The following is a 15587-nucleotide window of genomic DNA, read 5'->3' as shown; positions in this document are numbered from 1 at the left end:
CCATAATTGTCATCGTCAATGCAAACGACTTTATGTCTGCAGACCGATATTAAAGCAGGAACCCGCCGAGGGAAAGAAAAAGGCATACTCACCTCTTGTATGGCAATGCCCTGCCGACCCATGTTTGGACAAAGAAAATTGGAGGGATGACATTGAAGACATTCGCTTTTCTGATCGCATTATTGGCTGTCGCGGCTGCGGGAATCGCCCATGCGGAAGAACGTCGCATCACCGTTGATGCCACTGGGACCGTGCAGGTTGCACCCGATATGGCAACGATTACGCTGGGTGTGACGAACGAAAACGCCGAAGCGTCGGCGGCAATGCAGGCCACATCGGACGCGGTGTCGCAGGTATTGGCGCGCCTCGACGAGATGGGAATTGAGGATCGGGACGTTCAGACCCGTGACCTGTCGCTGACGCCGGTTTGGTCTGGCCGTCTGGGCGAAAACGCTGATAAGCCCGAGATCACCGGGTTTGTGGCATCCAACCGGGTTTTTGTGCGTGTGCGCGATCTGAACAATCTCGGACAAATCATGGACGCGGTCATTCAGGACGGCGCTAATGATTTCGGAGGGCTGAGTTTTGGTGTTCAGGATCCCAAGCCTGTCGAGGCGCAGGCCCGTGCAAAGGCCGTTGGTGAAGCCATGGCGAAGGCCGAACAACTGGCGCAAGCGGCCAGTGTAACGCTGGGCGCTGTTCAGTCGATTTCGGAACAATCCGGGGGCGTTCGCCCGATGATGGCAATGCGTGAGATGGCCATGGCGGATACAGGCGGTGTGCCCGTTGCAGGCGGCGAGATTTCGGTCTCTGTCACTGTCTCGATGGAATTCGGGATTTCCGAGTAAACCTAAGCGTCTGCGCGGGCTTTCAGCGGTTGGCGTTGTTGGCCCGCGTCGTCAAAATTGTCCGCGGATAGCCAGGTCTCGAAAGCTGCGCGAACACGTGGCCATTCACTATCTACAATTGAATACCAGGCAGTATCTCTGTTGCGTCCTTTGTAATGGGTCGCCTGACGAAACACGCCTTCAAAGGTAAAGCCCAGTCGTTTGGCCGCATGGCAGGATGGCGCGTTTAGTGCATCGCATTTCCATTCGTAGCGGCGATATCCCAACTCGTCGAACACGCGGCGCATCATCAGATACATGGTCTCGGTTGATTGTGGTTTACGCTGCAGAAGGGGCGAGAAATGGATGTGTCCGACCTCGATAGCGCCGGCTGCGGGTTCAATCCTTAGAAAAGATGCCATTCCGACCGGGATATCGTCCTGATCCAGAACCGTGTGGAACATCGGGTCAGCGTCCATGCAATTGGCCTGCGCCCACTCAAAAAAGTCGTTTTCGCGTTCAAACGGGCCATACGGCAGATAGGTCCAGTTACGCCCGTCCGTATCGTTGGCAAACGCCCGAAACAGTCCGGGCGCATGCCGATTCACATCCAGTGGCACGACTGAACAGTAACGGCCCTCCATCGGTGTGTAGGGCGGTGTCGGGCGCGGAAAGTCGCCCTCTACCGGCCATCCGATGGGTTGTCCAAGGTCGTTCGTTTCGTTCCTTGTCATAGTCAGGCGCTGGCTTTGGACAGTGCTTGATCCAGATCGGCAATCAGGTCGTTTATGTCCTCGATCCCGATGGACACACGGACCACATTTGGACCTGCGCCTGCAGCCTCTTGCTGCTCTGGAGTCAATTGACGGTGGGTGGTCGAGGCTGAGTGGATGATCAGCGACCGCGCATCGCCCAGGTTGGCCACGTGACTGAATATCTCCAGCGCGTTAACCAACTTGATACAGGCATCATACCCACCCTTGACCGCGAATGTGAACAGCGCGCCTGCACCCCGTGGGTAATGCTTTTTAACCCTGTCCTGATAAGGTGACGACGGCAGACCCGCATAGGTCACGTACTCCACCCGGTCATCCGCCTCCAGCCATGCGGCGAGCTTTTGTGCGTTCTCGACGTGACGCTCCATCCGCAGTGACAGGGTTTCGATCCCCATCAGCGTATAATGCGCCGCCTGTGGGTTCATTGTCATGCCCAGATCGCGCAGGCCGATGGCAATGCCGTGGAAGGTGAAGGCCAACGGCCCGAAAGTCTCGTGGAACTTCAACCCGTGATAGGCCTGTTCCGGTTGGCTGAGCGAAGGGAATTTGTCATTTGCCGACCAGTCGAACTTGCCTGAATCCACGATGCAGCCACCCGTTACTGTGCCATTGCCGGTCAGGTATTTCGTGGTCGAGTGCACCACCAGTGTCGCGCCATGTTCAATAGGACGACAGAGGTATGGCGTGGCCGAAGTGTTGTCGACGATCAGCGGAATGCCAGCACCATCGGCCACATCAGCCAAAGCGCGGATGTCTGTAACATAGCCGCCAGGGTTGGCGATGGATTCGCAGAATACCGCGCGGGTGTTGTCATCGATGGCCGCCTTAACTGCGTCCAGATCGTCAGTGTCCACGAACTTCGCCGACCATCCAAAGCGTTTGATCGTCTGGCTGAACTGCGTGACCGTGCCGCCATACAAGCGGGTTGAGGCGACGACGTTGCAGCCTGGCCCCATCAGTGGAAACAGCGCCATGATCTGGGCTGCGTGGCCGGATGAACAGCAAACTGCGCCAACGCCCCCTTCCAGCGTTGCAACACGCTCCTGCAATACGGCGACGGTTGGGTTTGTAAGGCGGGAATAGATGTACCCGACTTCTTGAAGATTGAACAAAGCTGCGGCATGGTCCGCATCCCGGAACACGTAAGCCGTCGTTTGATAGATCGGTGTCTGACGTGCTCCGGTGGCCGGGTCAGGGCGGGCGCCCGCGTGAATTTGCAATGTGTCGAAACCGTAGGTCGGGCCATCAGACATCTTGAACATCTCCTATTGGAATTCGTTTGGTCGAATCTGTAGGGCATTGCCCGCCTGCGCACAACGATCCTGTCAGCGCATCCACAGGCCTTTGCTTTTGATCCGGTTGCGATACACCTGCTCGCGTTTCGGCAGGTTGTCCTGATCGAACATCTCGCGAATTTTCTTGCCTTTGCCTTGAACCACCAGTTTTTTCAATGGGTCGTAGTTTTTCAGAACTTTTTTCACCCTATTCGGCGCCACAACCGTTTCCAGAACCTCGATCACATGATCGCTTTCGCGGGCATAGAGCAGCGGGAACAGGCGATAGTGACAGCTGACCGAACCATCCAGCAAACCGTCCGGCAAGGCATCCCGCCCGCCACCAAAGGAATGGATCACCAGGGGCAAAGCTGCCTGATCTAACCATGGATCCAGGTTTTGTCCGACTAACTCGGGTATGGCTTCATTGCGGATGGCCAGGGCGTATTCAAGAAACCGTTCGCCGAACTGACGCGGGCATTTGTAGAAGAAAAACCCTGCATTGAAGTACAGGTAACGACGCCAGTGATCATGTGGCTGGCTGTCATCCACCGAGCTTTTGAAATCCAGCCCAAAACGGTCGTAGAGCGCGCGCCAAATCCCGTCAAATCCGGGTCCATAGAGTGTCGGCTTTGGCCAGGTACCTTCGACCTTCAGCGACGCGCCGGGTCGGTCAAAGTCGAACGGCACGCCGTTCAAATCACCTGTTATCAGAGTGTCGGTATCAAAGAACACAAACGGCTCTCCTTCGGGCATGGCAAGAAGTGCTTCGATCTTGTTGCCATAAGGGTAGCTTTCACCGAAAACGTGCGAGTCAAACGGCAGTATCTCGGCATCCAACTGACCCAACACCTTTAGAACATCTTCGTTTTGAAGGCTTGGGTTCTGGCTCCAACGCGGCCCCGGTTTGGGGGTGGCGACATACAGTTTCCCTTCGAAGTCGGGCGACGAATGCCGCAGGGACGCGGCGAACAACACAGCTTCGTATTGAAGGCGATTGTTTTGCCCAATGACGACGATGTTGAATTTCTGCGTAGGTGCCTGCATTCCAGCCCGATCCTGTTGGGGGTCTGTTTTCCGGCCCCTCTCATCGGAATTACAGTAAGCGACAAGGGGCGTCAAAAGATGTTGGTTTGAATTTCGATCAAACCAATCCATTTTGGGACATGACGGCTGTTCAGGAGAGAGATGATGCGGGTCAATGCAGACTTCACCAAACGTGTTGCGGTCCATTTTGATGAGACCGATTGGGTGGCGTCCCCAGCAACCGGGGTAGACCGCAAGATGCTGGACCGGATCGGAGACGAAGTTGCGCGTGCGACCACGATCGTACGATTTGCCCCCGGCAGCGCCTTTGCCGCGCATACGCATGATGGTGGCGAGGAGTATCTGGTTCTGGACGGCGTGTTTCAGGATGAAAGCGGAGATTTCCCCGTGGGTAGTTATGTGCGCAACCCGCCGACCACGTCGCATACGCCATCAGCGATGGCAGGCGCGACAATTCTGGTCAAGTTGCATCAGTTCGATCCGCAAGACCGAACAGAAGTTCATCGCTCGATCAGCGGTGATGGTGACCTGCAGCTGTTTCAGGACGCGCATGAGGATGTGCGGGTTCAAACTTGGCGCGCCGGTGAGGTCGTCCAATTGGATGCTGATCAGGGGCTGGAGGTCTTTGTCGTGGACGGCAGTTTTGCCGAAGGGGGCGAAGAATTCTCGGTTTGGGATTGGCTGCGCCTGCCGCCGGGAACGCAATCTCAGGCTATCGCAGGAGAGGGCGGAGCACGTGTTTGGACCAAATCCGGTCACCTGAGCAGCATGGTTTGAGTTAAAAGCTGCACGAAATTGAGGCGATTTTCGCTGGAATCCGGGTCTGTGGCCCGGATTTTTCATTTTTTGACCATTTGGCAAATTTTACCAATTGATAAAAAATGAGAATGTGGCAAGCTGGTGCCATAACGAACATATCTACAGGGAGTAGAGTGATGGCACAGGGCCAGATGGCACCCGGCATTGTCTCCGGGCGGCTTTCCAGCGATGAGCTGACCTCGAATTTCAGCGATCTGCATGCGCCATTGGCGCCGCACGAAGCTGCGGTTGCGGCTGATCGTTGTTATTTTTGCTACGACGCGCCATGTATCACGGCCTGTCCGACGGATATCGATATACCGCTTTTCATTCGCCAGATTCAGGCAGGTCAGCCGCAGGCGGCCGGGCGAACGATCTTGGAACAGAACATTCTGGGTGGCATGTGCGCCCGCGTGTGCCCGACCGAGACACTGTGTGAAGAAGCCTGCGTGCGCGAAGCGGCCGAGGGTAAACCGGTTGAGATCGGACGCTTGCAGCGCTTTGCCACCGACGACCTGATGGCCACAGGCGAACATCCTTTTGAACGCGCGCCGGTGACCGGCAAGACAGTCGCGGTGATCGGGGCAGGGCCTGCGGGTCTGGCCTGTGCGCACCGTTTGGCGATGTTGGGCCATGACGTGGTGATCCACGAAACCAAACCCAAGCCGGGCGGCCTGAACGAATACGGAATCGCAGCCTACAAATCGACTAATGATTTTGCGCAGGCCGAGGTTGATTGGCTGCTGAAGATTGGCGGCATCGCAATCGAAACGGGCTCGGTTCTTGGTGAGACGATCTCATTGCAAGGGCTGCAGGAAAACTATGACGCCGTCTTCTTGTCCATTGGCCTTGCCGGCGTGAACGCTCTGCGGTCGCAAGGTGCCGAGAAAGAGGGCGTGCGACATGCGGTCGATTTCATATCGGACGTACGGCAGGCGTCAGATCTGGCGCATCTGCCCGTCGGGCGCAATGTCGTGGTGATTGGCGGCGGAATGACGGCCGTAGACGCGGCTGTGAAATCCAAACTGCTGGGCGCGGAACATGTGACGATAGCATATCGTCGCGGTCGCGATGCAATGGGGGCCAGCCGGTACGAGCAGGACCTTGCAGCCTCGCACGGGGTGCGGATCATGACCAATGTCCAGCCGGTTGCAATCCATGGAAATGGCGCGGCAGCAGAGATTGAGTTGGAATACACCGCCAGCCAAGACGGAAAACTGTCCGGGACCGGAGAAACTATCCGGGTGCAGGCGGATCAGGTTCTCAAGGCGATTGGCCAAACCCTGGAAGGTGCACCGGAAGGGTTGACCTTGGACGGAAACAAGATCGCTGTCAGCGGTGCAGGGCGGACGTCGATTACCGGTGTCTGGGCGGGTGGAGACTGCGCCACAGGCGGGGAAGACCTGACCGTGACAGCGGTTGCCGAGGGTCGGGATGCCGCGATGGACATCCACGCAACGCTTGTTTCGTGATAGGGTGAGACATCCAACTCTCCTATATCGCTGAGGTATCCCCATGTCCCAGATCGAAGATGCAGTTGCTCAACATTACACAACCGGTGCCCTGACAGAACGGGTGCGCGACGCCTTGCAGGCCAGTGGCGTTGATCCTGATGCGGCGACGGTCGCGGACCTGAAGGCTGGTGATGAGTTCCACACGGGCGGAGTTGCGGCGACGGATCATTTGTTTGCCCAGCTTGCACCAACCCATGCCACGCGCGTCTTGGATATTGGCTGCGGCATTGGTGGCACTTCGCGGTACGTCGTGGATCATTACGACTCGAACGTCACCGGAGTTGATCTGACACCGGAGTTTGTCGAGACGGCGATTGCGCTTAGCGACCTTGTCGGCCTGTCGCAGAAGATGAGCTTTCAGGTAGGTAGTGCGTTGGATTTACCGGTACCGGATGCTGGTTTCGATCTGGCCGTGATGTTGCATGTTGGCATGAATATCGATGACAAGGCCGGGCTGTTTTCTGAAGTGGCGCGCGCTCTGGCCACAGACGGGACCTTTGCGTTGTTCGATGTTATGGGTGGGTCCGTTGAAGAGCCTTTGGCGTTCCCACTGCCGTGGTCGACGCTGCCCGAGACATCGTTCGTCGACTCGCCTGATGTTTACAAGAATGCGGCGGCGGCTGCGGGCATGGAACTGGTCGCGGAAAACGATCGCACGGAATTCGCGATCGCATTTTTCCAAGAGGTCTTTGAACGTGTTGCCGAAAGCGGACCAGCGCCGCTGGGGATTCACCTGATGATGGGCGAGACGGCACCTGAAAAATTCCAAAACTATGTCGCAAACCTTGAAGCCGGGCGCATTCGCCCGACGGAAATGATTTTCAAGAAAACCGGCTGAGGAGCCGGGAAGGAGTACCCATGGCCAATCTGACAACTGACTTTCTGGGAATTTCCAGCCCTAACCCATACTGGCTGGCCTCAGCACCGCCGACTGACAAGGAATACAACGTCCGCCGCGCCTTTGAGGCCGGATGGGGTGGTGTCGTTTGGAAAACTCTGGGGTCCGAAGGGCCGCCGGTCGTAAACGTGAACGGTCCGCGTTATGGCGCCATTTACGGCGCAGATCGTCGGTTGTTGGGTCTCAACAACATCGAACTGATCACGGACCGACCGCTTGAAGTGAACCTTGAAGAAATGGCCCGCGTGAAAGCTGACTACCCGGACCGCGCCTTGATCGCCTCGATCATGGTGCCGTGCGAGGAAGAGGCCTGGAAAGCTATTCTGCCGCGCGTCGAAGAAACCGGGGCAGATGGAATTGAACTGAACTTTGGCTGTCCCCACGGGATGAGCGAACGCGGTATGGGCGCCGCCGTTGGGCAAGTACCTGAATATATCGAGATGGTCACCCGGTGGTGCAAAAAATACTATGATCGGCCGGTCATCGTGAAGCTGACGCCAAACATCACTGATGTTCGCAAGCCTGCTGCTGCAGCCAAAAATGGCGGTGCGGACGCGGTGTCGCTGATCAACACGATTAATTCGATCACCAGCGTCAATCTGGACACGTTCAGCCCTGAACCCTCGATCGATGGTAAGGGCAGCCATGGCGGATATTGCGGGCCGGCGGTCAAGCCGATTGCTTTGTCGATGGTGTCTGAGATTGCCCGCGATCCTGACACGCATGGTCTACCAATTTCGGGCATCGGAGGCGTGACCACCTGGCGCGATGCAGCGGAATTCATATCTTTGGGATGCGGCAATGTTCAGGTCTGCACGGCGGCCATGACATATGGTTTTAAGATCATTGATGAACTGACTGCCGGGCTGTCTGAATGGATGGATGAAAAAGGATATTCCAACGTCTCTGAAGTTGTTGGCCGCGCGGTTCCGAATGTGACGGACTGGCAGTATCTGAACCTCAACTACATCGCCAAGGCGAAGATCGATCAGGATCAGTGCATCAAATGCGGCCGGTGCTATGCCGCCTGCGAGGACACCAGCCATCAGGCAATTTCAATGACGCCTGACCGTGTATTCGAAGTGATCGACGAAGAATGCGTCGCCTGTAACCTCTGCGTAGATGTGTGCCCGGTTGAGGGGTGCATCTCGATGGTGCCGATGGACGCCGGTGAAGTGGATCCGCGCACGGGCACCGTTGTGCAGAAAGAATATGCCAACTGGACAACACATCCCAATAACCCAATGGCCAAAGCGGCTGAATAGAGGTTGCAAATCTCGCAAAAAGGGGCCGGTTCACGGCCCTTTTTTATGGAGTAAGAAGCTTCCGATACAGCGTATCAATAAACGGTTCAGCACCTTCAAAGGGATCTTCATCCCCTAGGATTGCCCGAACTTGCACGTCAAAATCAGCGTAATGCTGCGTCAACGCCCAGATTGAGAAGATCAGGTGGTGGGGATGAAGACGCGCAATCTTTCCTTGGTCCATCCAGTGTGTCAGAATTTCGGACTTCTCATCGACCAAAACCCTCAGGTCATTCGACAATGCCTGGTGAATGCGCGGCGCGCCCTGCACCAACTCGTTGGCGAACAGGCGGCTTTCCCTTGGTAACTCGCGGCTCATCTGAAGCTTGCGATGAACATAGGACAGGATTTCCTGCAGCGGGTCTCCGGTTTCGTCCAGATCATGTAGCGGGGCAAGCCAGACGTCGAGCAAGCCGGACAGCAATGCCGTGTGGATCGCCTCTTTCGACGGAAAGTAATACAAAAGGTTTGGCTTGCTCAGGCCTGCCTCGGCCGCAATCTGATCCACGGTTGCACCGCGAAATCCATGCGCTGAAAACACATTCAGGGCGGCCTCGATAATCGCAGCGCGATTCTTTTTCTGTATTCGGGTCGGTGCGCGGTCTTTGGGCATGTTTCCAGCGTGTCTCTTTTTCCGTCATGCAGATGCGAAATACGCCGAAAATTTCGGCTATGTCGCGCAATTTCTTGACTGATGTCGAACCCGTGATAGCGTGAGTTTGACCAGATGGTCAAATCAAGACACCAAAAGCGAGCCAAATCGCAAGCAATAGGGGAAAGACTATGGCAGCTCCGGCGCAAAATCTCAGGATTAATGGCGATAGGCTATGGGATAGTCTGATGGAGATGGCCAAGATCGGTCCCGGTGTTGCGGGCGGCAACAATCGTCAGACCTTGACGGATGATGACGCCGAGGGGCGTGCCCTGTTTCAAAAGTGGTGCGAGGACGCTGGATGCACAATGGGACTGGACCAGATGGGCAACATGTTTGCCCGGCGCGAGGGCACCGAGCCTGAGGCCTTGCCGGTCTATGTCGGATCGCATCTGGATACGCAGCCGACCGGCGGCAAATACGATGGTGTGCTGGGGGTGTTAGGCGGATTGGAAATTATCCGTACCCTGAATGATTTGGGCATCAAAACGAAACACCCGATAATAGCGACCAACTGGACCAATGAAGAAGGCACGCGCTATGCCCCGGCTATGTTGTCCTCGGGCGTCTTTACCGGCATGCACACGCAGGATTGGGCCTATGACCGCGAGGATGCCGAGGGGAAAAAGTTCGGCGATGAATTAAACCGGATCGGCTGGCGCGGCGATGAAGAGGTTGGCGCACGCAAGATGCACGCTTTTTTCGAGCTGCACATTGAACAGGGACCAATCCTTGAAGCCGAAGAAAAGGATATCGGCGTCGTCACGCACGGGCAGGGCCTAAGCTGGACGCAAATCACCATCACCGGCAAGGATGCACATACCGGGTCAACCCCGATGCCGATGCGCAAGAACGCTGGGCTGGCGATGGCGCGGGTCTTGGAAAAAGTGGATGAAATCGCATGGTCCCACGCGCCACATGCGGTTGGCGCGGCGGGGCATATCGATGTTTATCCGAACTCTCGCAACGTCATCCCCGGCAAGGTGGTGTTCACGGTTGATCTGCGATCACCTGATCTGGACGTGATCACGGATATGGAAAACCGCCTGCGTGTTGCAGCGGAAGACATTGTCGAAGAAATGGGTCTGCAGATCGAGTTCGAGAAAGTTGGCGGGTTTGATCCTGTAACATTCGACGCGGCCTGCGTTGCTGCAGTGCGCAGCGCTGCCGAGCGGTTGGGCTATTCCCATACCGATATCATCTCGGGCGCGGGGCATGATGCCTGCTGGATCAACCTGGTGGCGCCGACGGCCATGGTCATGTGCCCCTGTGTTGATGGGCTCAGCCACAACGAAGCTGAAGAGATCAGCAAAGACTGGGCCACAGCAGGGGCGGATGTTCTGTTGCATGCCGTCGTCGAAACGGCAGAGATTGTGGGATAGGGGGGCGCTGCCCCCGTCGCCCGTTGGGCGACTCCCCCGGGATATTTCTGGCCAGATGAAGCAAGCGGCGAAGACCGCATCAGGGAGTTGAAAATGAGCACTGTGATCAAGAACGGAACAGTCGTTACCGCTGATCTGACATACAAGGCGGATGTTATGGTCGAAGGCGGTGTCATCACCGAGATCGGTCTGGATCTTAAAAGCGACAAGGAACTGGATGCCACCGGCTGTTACGTGATGCCCGGCGGGATCGACCCGCACACGCATCTGGAAATGCCGTTTATGGGCACTTATTCCAGTGATGATTTCGAAAGCGGTACGCGTGCAGCGCTGGCGGGCGGGACTACGATGGTGGTCGATTTCGCTTTGCCGAACCCGGGTGAAAGCCTGCTGGACGCGCTGAAGCGCTGGGACAACAAATCGACGCGTGCGAATTGCGATTATTCGTTTCACATGGCTGTCACATGGTGGGGCGAACAGGTGTTTGACGACATCAAGACGGTGATCGAAACGCGCGGCATCAACACATTCAAGCACTTCATGGCCTACAAGGGCGCGCTGATGGTGAATGATGACGAGTTGTTTTCCTCGTTCAAGCGGTTGGCCGAACTTGGTGGTATCGCAATGGTGCATGCCGAGAATGGTGATGTGGTCGCGGAACTGAGCGCCAAGCTACTGGCTGAGGGCAATACCGGGCCGGAGGCACACGCCTATTCCCGTCCACCGCAAGTTGAAGGAGAGGCCACCAATCGCGCGATCATGATCGCCGATATGGCGGGTGTACCGCTTTACGTCGTCCACACGTCCTGCGAAGAGGCGCACGAAGCGATCCGTCGCGCCAAGATGCAGGGCAAGCGGGTTTGGGGCGAACCTTTGATCCAGCACCTGACGCTGGATGAGAGCGAGTATTTCAACCCTGACTGGGACCATTCTGCGCGTCGTGTCATGAGCCCGCCTTTCCGTAACAAGCAGCATCAAGACAGTTTGTGGGCTGGTCTACAATCAGGCTCACTAAGCGTTGTGGCGACTGACCACTGTGCCTTTACGACCGAGCAAAAACGCTATGGCGTTGGGGACTTCACCAAGATTCCCAACGGTACAGGGGGGCTGGAGGACCGGATGCCGATGTTATGGACCAACGGTGTGGGGACTGGACGTTTGACTCCGAACGAGTTCGTTGCGGTTACTTCAACAAATATTGCCAAGATATTGAATTGCTATCCTAAAAAGGGGGCAATTTTGGTTGGTGCGGATGCGGACATCGTCGTCTGGGATCCGGAGAAATCCAAGACGATCAGCGCTGACAGCCAGCAATCTGCCATCGACTATAATGTGTTTGAGGGCAAAGAGGTCAGAGGGCTGCCGCGCTTCACACTCACACGAGGTCAGGTCGCGGTGCATGACGGCGAAATTCGAACGGAGGAAGGTCATGGCGACTTTGTTGCCCGGGAACCGAACAGCCATGTCAACAAAGCGCTGAGTACGTGGAAAGAGCTGACAGCGCCGCGGCCGGTTGAGCGGTCGGGTATACCGGCGACGGGTGTTTGATGGTGGGGGCGATGAGCCTTAACTTTCGACCTATGACTTCTCCGTGGAAGCTGGCGAAGCGTCTTGCGCTTGTGGTCTTTGTCAGTTGTTTCCTGTGCAACGCTGTCCTCTGGACGATTGTCTACTTTGAACTGTTCGGGACGCGCTGCGACTTTATCTGCCCCCAATCGATCGGGGATTTGATAGTTGCAATTGGGGGATGGGGACTTTTGGCGAGTGCGTTTGTCGTTCCGGTGGCAACAATCGTTTTGACCCCGTTGATTCTGTTGGTCCATGACATACTGAAAACACGAATCCCAGAAGCTCAGGCATTTTTGATCGCAGTCCTCACATCAGTTGTGATCGTGTTGGGGATCGGCGCATTTTTAGTTGTCGGGTCACGGGGCGTGCCGGTATCGCTGAAACCGCTGGTCGATTTTTCACCGGTCGTGCTTTCGGCTTTAGCGACAACGTTTGGCGTGGCCCTTGGGTTGCTCACCATTGAAAAGATGCTGAAAAAGCGGAAAAAATAGGAAGTGTGAAAGTGACTACAACGACAGAGCAGCAGGCCAGCGTTATCGAAGCTGCCGATCTCGACCTCACCTTCCAGACCAATGACGGGCCGGTTCATGCACTCAAAGATGTGAACCTTACTATCGACAAGGGTGAATTTGTCAGTTTCATCGGGCCCTCGGGCTGTGGCAAAACTACTTTTTTGCGCTGTATCGCGGCGCTTGAGGCGCCGACCGGGGGGACACTTACCGTAAATGGTATGACCCCTGATGAAGCGCGCCGGAACCGCGCTTATGGCTATGTGTTTCAGGCTGCGGGTCTCTACCCGTGGCGGACCATTGCAAAGAACGTCAAACTGCCGCTTGAGATCATGGGCTACTCGGCTGCAGAGCAAGCGGAGCGGGTCAGAAACGTCCTGGAACTCGTTGATCTCGAAGGGTTCGGTGGGAAATTCCCTTGGCAGCTTTCGGGGGGCATGCAGCAACGTGCAAGCATCGCGCGCGCACTGGCATTTGATGCTGACATTCTTCTCATGGACGAACCGTTTGGCGCGCTGGATGAGATCGTAAGGGATCATCTGAATGAACAACTGTTGGCCCTTTGGGCGCGCACGGAAAAGACCATTGGCTTTGTAACGCACTCGATCCCAGAGGCGGTCTATCTGAGCACCAAGATTGTAGTGATGAGCCCCAGGCCCGGGCGGATTACCGATGTGATTGACAGCCCGTTGCCCAAGGAAAGGCCGCTGGACATCCGTGATACGCCAGAGTTTATCGAAGTCGCCCACCGAGTCCGCGAGGGTTTGCGGGCCGGGCACGGAGATGACGTCTGATGGCGGGTGCCGACATAAGAAGAGCAACGCAGGATGACATTTCGGCCTGTGGGCATGTCATTTCGACATGGGCGGCGCAGACTGATTGGATGCCGGACGAGCTGCCGGAAGAAGTGATGACGGCCTTGATCCGCGAAGCTTTCCCAAGCCGGAAAATCTGGGTCGCAGGCGACCCGGTGGATTGTTACATGTCCGTTGATCCCAAAGAAAACAAAGTCGGTGCCTTGTACTGTCTGCGAACCGGACAAGGGATCGGGAAGCAATTGTTAGACAAAGCCAAGACAGGTCGCGACTACCTTTGGCTGACGACCCATGAGCCAAACAAATCCGCACAAAGATTCTATCGGCGCGAAGGGTTTGAGGCAACGGGAATGGAACCGCCGACACCGCCCGAGACTTTGCCGGTAATCCGGATGGAGTGGCGGGCATGAAGCAGGTTTTTGCAATCCTGACCGTGATCGCCGCGATTGTCGTGCTTTGGTACGCCGCCTGTGTTCCAATGAACATCAAAGGCGTTCTGACCGAACAGGAACGCGCTGGGGCCGAAGTACAGCCCCCGTCGGCCAAAGACCGTCGGGATATGAGCGAGATCGGCCTGACACTAGACAACAACTTTGCCATTCCGGCCACATGGGCACAGGACCGCCCGCGTCTGCCCGCGCCACATCAGGTCGCGGTAGAGCTGTGGGAAACGACTGTTCTCAAAAAGATTACTTCAAAACGGTCCTTGATCTATCACGCCTGGGTCACGCTCAGCGCAACAATGCTGGGATTTGCGATTGGCACAGGGCTGGGCATTCTGTTGGCCGTTGGGATTGTGCATAGCCGTGTGATGGATCTGTCGGTCATGCCCTGGGCCATCGTCAGTCAGACCATTCCGATCATCGCGTTGGCACCGATGATCATAGTAGTTCTGTATTCGGTGGGCATTCAGGGGATTATTCCCAAGGCAGTGATCTCGGCCTATCTGAGTTTTTTCCCCGTCGTCGTTGGGATGGTCAAAGGCCTGCGCAGCCCAGATGCGATGCAGCTTGACCTTCTACAGACCTACAACGCAACCAGGGGGCAGGGGTTTTGGAAACTGCGTCTGCCTGCATCGATGCCTTACTTGTTCACGTCGCTCAAGATCGGTATCGCCGCGTCGCTGGTCGGCGCAATTGTCGGAGAGTTGCCAACCGGCGCGGTCGCTGGATTGGGTGCGCGGCTGTTGGCGGGCAGCTATTACGGTCAAACGGTCCAGATTTGGTCGGCTCTGTTTGCGGCTGCCATTCTGGCTGCGTGTCTGGTCGGGCTACTTGGCCTGATGGAGCGATCAGTGCTTAAGAGGATGGGGATGGCGCAATGATGTTGGTGCTATTTGCATTCGGTCTTTGGCTGCTTGGCTGGTGGTTGAACGGTCGTCTGGCCAGCGGACCGCAAGCCGACACGCGTATGGTCCGGTTTCTGGCTCCGTTGATCTTTGGTCTGACAATCATTGGGATATGGGAGTTGTTGGTGCGCGGGCTCGAAGTACCTTTGGTCATTCTGCCCGCACCATCTGTGATCGCCGTGCGTTTTGCCGACAGCTTACCCATCCTGTGGGCAGATTTTGTTCAGACCATAATCAAGGGGGCACTCAGCGGATACCTCCTTGGGTGTGGCGCGGCGTTCCTAATGGCGATTGCGGTGGATCGCTGGGATTTTCTGCGCCTTGGTCTGTTGCCGGTTGGCAATTTCGTGGCGGCCTTGCCGATTGTTGGGACCGCGCCCATTCTGGTGATGTGGTTCGGGTTTGACTGGCATTCCAAGGCGGCCGTCGTGGTGGTTATGGTCTTTTTTCCCATGTTGGTGAACACCGTCGCCGGGCTGCGCGAGGCCACGGCCATGCAGCGTGATCTTATGGAGACCTACGCGGCGAGTTATTGGCAAAGCTTCCTGAAACTACGTCTGCCTGCCGCGATGCCATTCATTTTCAACGGGTTGAAGATTTCCACCACTCTGGCGTTGATCGGCGCTATCGTGGCAGAGTTCTTTGGCTCGCCCACTTTGGGCATGGGGTTTCGGATATCAACCAGCGTCGGGCAATTGTCGCTCGATATGGTCTGGGCCGAGATCGTTGTGGCCGCGCTGGCTGGTACAGCGTTTTACGGATTGGTCGCGATGATCGAAAAAGCGGTGACGTTCTGGCACCCATCGCAACGCGGATAACAAAGGAAATACTTCAACAGACCCCGTGAACGGGGCGCAATTAGCAACTAGGAGAA

Annotated in this window: 16 protein-coding genes; 12 read left to right on the top strand and 4 right to left on the bottom strand. The window is 56.4% G+C overall.

Annotated features, from left to right (window positions below):
* Nucleotides 1–146 precede the first annotated feature (146 nt).
* Nucleotides 147–848 (top strand): SIMPL domain-containing protein, encoded by a 702-nt coding sequence (locus ACR0BU_RS00705; protein WP_298932471.1) that lies wholly within the window; start codon nucleotides 147–149, stop codon nucleotides 846–848.
* A gap of 2 nt (nucleotides 849–850) precedes the next feature.
* On the opposite strand, the gene ACR0BU_RS00700 is transcribed toward ACR0BU_RS00705, so the two are convergent.
* The 3 genes from ACR0BU_RS00700 to ACR0BU_RS00690 form a co-directional block, all read right to left on the bottom strand.
* Nucleotides 851–1561, bottom strand: a complete 711-nt coding sequence (locus ACR0BU_RS00700) for a GNAT family N-acetyltransferase (RefSeq protein WP_480735258.1) — start codon at nucleotides 1559–1561, stop codon at nucleotides 851–853.
* Nucleotides 1562–1563: 2 nt separating this feature from the next.
* Nucleotides 1564–2856, bottom strand: a complete 1293-nt coding sequence (locus ACR0BU_RS00695; protein WP_480735259.1) for an O-acetylhomoserine aminocarboxypropyltransferase/cysteine synthase family protein — start codon at nucleotides 2854–2856, stop codon at nucleotides 1564–1566.
* Between the two features lie 72 nt (nucleotides 2857–2928).
* Nucleotides 2929–3924 (bottom strand): hypothetical protein, encoded by a 996-nt coding sequence (locus ACR0BU_RS00690; RefSeq protein WP_480735261.1) that lies wholly within the window; start codon nucleotides 3922–3924, stop codon nucleotides 2929–2931.
* Nucleotides 3925–4068: 144 nt separating this feature from the next.
* On the opposite strand from ACR0BU_RS00690, the gene ACR0BU_RS00685 reads away from it, so the two are divergent.
* The 4 genes from ACR0BU_RS00685 to preA all read left to right on the top strand — a co-directional run bounded on the left by ACR0BU_RS00685 (nucleotide 4069) and on the right by preA (nucleotide 8399).
* Nucleotides 4069–4701 (top strand): cupin domain-containing protein, encoded by a 633-nt coding sequence (locus tag ACR0BU_RS00685; protein ID WP_298932463.1) that lies wholly within the window; start codon nucleotides 4069–4071, stop codon nucleotides 4699–4701.
* 158 nt (nucleotides 4702–4859) lie between these two features.
* A complete protein-coding gene (locus tag ACR0BU_RS00680; RefSeq protein ID WP_298932461.1) occupies nucleotides 4860–6194 on the top strand; it encodes an NAD(P)-dependent oxidoreductase in 1335 nt (444 codons plus the stop codon).
* A 43-nt stretch (nucleotides 6195–6237) separates the two neighbouring features.
* Complete coding sequence (locus ACR0BU_RS00675) at nucleotides 6238–7074, top strand: methyltransferase domain-containing protein (RefSeq protein WP_298932460.1); 837 nt, start codon at nucleotides 6238–6240, stop codon at nucleotides 7072–7074.
* Nucleotides 7075–7094: 20 nt separating this feature from the next.
* On the top strand, nucleotides 7095–8399 hold the full coding sequence (preA, locus tag ACR0BU_RS00670; RefSeq protein ID WP_299884786.1) for an NAD-dependent dihydropyrimidine dehydrogenase subunit PreA: 1305 nt from the start codon (nucleotides 7095–7097) through the stop codon (nucleotides 8397–8399).
* Nucleotides 8400–8442: 43 nt separating this feature from the next.
* Here the strand turns inward: preA and ACR0BU_RS00665 are convergent, their stop codons facing one another.
* Nucleotides 8443–9051, bottom strand: coding sequence for a TetR family transcriptional regulator C-terminal domain-containing protein (locus ACR0BU_RS00665; protein ID WP_480735263.1), 609 nt, complete (start codon nucleotides 9049–9051; stop codon nucleotides 8443–8445).
* A gap of 170 nt (nucleotides 9052–9221) precedes the next feature.
* Between ACR0BU_RS00665 and ACR0BU_RS00660 the strand changes: the two genes are divergently transcribed.
* From ACR0BU_RS00660 to ACR0BU_RS00630, 7 genes are all read left to right on the top strand, one after another.
* Entirely contained in the window at nucleotides 9222–10472 is a 1251-nt protein-coding gene (locus tag ACR0BU_RS00660) for a Zn-dependent hydrolase (RefSeq protein WP_480735265.1), read from the top strand.
* A 93-nt stretch (nucleotides 10473–10565) separates the two neighbouring features.
* Nucleotides 10566–12020, top strand: coding sequence for a dihydropyrimidinase (gene hydA / locus ACR0BU_RS00655; protein ID WP_480735267.1), 1455 nt, complete (start codon nucleotides 10566–10568; stop codon nucleotides 12018–12020).
* Between the two features lie 11 nt (nucleotides 12021–12031).
* Complete coding sequence (locus ACR0BU_RS00650) at nucleotides 12032–12532, top strand: hypothetical protein (protein ID WP_480735268.1); 501 nt, start codon at nucleotides 12032–12034, stop codon at nucleotides 12530–12532.
* Nucleotides 12533–12543: 11 nt separating this feature from the next.
* Nucleotides 12544–13344, top strand: coding sequence for an ABC transporter ATP-binding protein (locus ACR0BU_RS00645; RefSeq protein WP_480735270.1), 801 nt, complete (start codon nucleotides 12544–12546; stop codon nucleotides 13342–13344).
* Entirely contained in the window at nucleotides 13344–13775 is a 432-nt protein-coding gene (locus tag ACR0BU_RS00640; RefSeq protein WP_299078462.1) for a GNAT family N-acetyltransferase, read from the top strand. The genes ACR0BU_RS00645 and ACR0BU_RS00640 overlap by 1 nt, the downstream gene beginning before the upstream one ends.
* The gene (locus tag ACR0BU_RS00635) at nucleotides 13772–14689 is read left to right on the top strand and encodes an ABC transporter permease (protein ID WP_298932446.1); all 918 of its coding nucleotides are present in this window, start codon (nucleotides 13772–13774) and stop codon (nucleotides 14687–14689) included. Before ACR0BU_RS00640 ends, ACR0BU_RS00635 begins: the two co-directional genes overlap by 4 nt.
* Entirely contained in the window at nucleotides 14686–15531 is an 846-nt protein-coding gene (locus ACR0BU_RS00630) for an ABC transporter permease (protein ID WP_480735272.1), read from the top strand. Before ACR0BU_RS00635 ends, ACR0BU_RS00630 begins: the two co-directional genes overlap by 4 nt.
* The last annotated feature ends 56 nt before the right edge of the window (nucleotides 15532–15587 follow it).

The sequence above is a fragment of the Ruegeria sp. CK2 genome (genome assembly GCF_056536585.1).
The sequence above is the reverse complement of the archived record's forward strand: the minus strand, read 5'-3'. Positions and strand labels throughout refer to the sequence as shown.

Excerpts from the sequence above, each read along its gene's own strand:
- ACR0BU_RS00705 (WP_298932471.1), top strand. The coding sequence starts at position 147 with ATGACATTGAAGACATTCGCTTTTCTGATCGCATTATTGGCTGTCGCG.
- ACR0BU_RS00700 (WP_480735258.1), bottom strand. The coding sequence starts at position 1,561 with ATGACAAGGAACGAAACGAACGACCTTGGACAACCCATCGGATGGCCG.
- ACR0BU_RS00695 (WP_480735259.1), bottom strand. The coding sequence starts at position 2,856 with ATGTCTGATGGCCCGACCTACGGTTTCGACACATTGCAAATTCACGCG.
- ACR0BU_RS00690 (WP_480735261.1), bottom strand. The coding sequence starts at position 3,924 with ATGCAGGCACCTACGCAGAAATTCAACATCGTCGTCATTGGGCAAAAC.
- ACR0BU_RS00685 (WP_298932463.1), top strand. The coding sequence starts at position 4,069 with ATGCGGGTCAATGCAGACTTCACCAAACGTGTTGCGGTCCATTTTGAT.
- ACR0BU_RS00680 (WP_298932461.1), top strand. The coding sequence starts at position 4,860 with ATGGCACAGGGCCAGATGGCACCCGGCATTGTCTCCGGGCGGCTTTCC.
- ACR0BU_RS00675 (WP_298932460.1), top strand. The coding sequence starts at position 6,238 with ATGTCCCAGATCGAAGATGCAGTTGCTCAACATTACACAACCGGTGCC.
- preA (WP_299884786.1), top strand. The coding sequence starts at position 7,095 with ATGGCCAATCTGACAACTGACTTTCTGGGAATTTCCAGCCCTAACCCA.
- ACR0BU_RS00665 (WP_480735263.1), bottom strand. The coding sequence starts at position 9,051 with ATGCCCAAAGACCGCGCACCGACCCGAATACAGAAAAAGAATCGCGCT.
- ACR0BU_RS00660 (WP_480735265.1), top strand. The coding sequence starts at position 9,222 with ATGGCAGCTCCGGCGCAAAATCTCAGGATTAATGGCGATAGGCTATGG.
- hydA (WP_480735267.1), top strand. The coding sequence starts at position 10,566 with ATGAGCACTGTGATCAAGAACGGAACAGTCGTTACCGCTGATCTGACA.
- ACR0BU_RS00650 (WP_480735268.1), top strand. The coding sequence starts at position 12,032 with ATGAGCCTTAACTTTCGACCTATGACTTCTCCGTGGAAGCTGGCGAAG.
- ACR0BU_RS00640 (WP_299078462.1), top strand. The coding sequence starts at position 13,344 with ATGGCGGGTGCCGACATAAGAAGAGCAACGCAGGATGACATTTCGGCC.
- ACR0BU_RS00635 (WP_298932446.1), top strand. The coding sequence starts at position 13,772 with ATGAAGCAGGTTTTTGCAATCCTGACCGTGATCGCCGCGATTGTCGTG.
- ACR0BU_RS00630 (WP_480735272.1), top strand. The coding sequence starts at position 14,686 with ATGATGTTGGTGCTATTTGCATTCGGTCTTTGGCTGCTTGGCTGGTGG.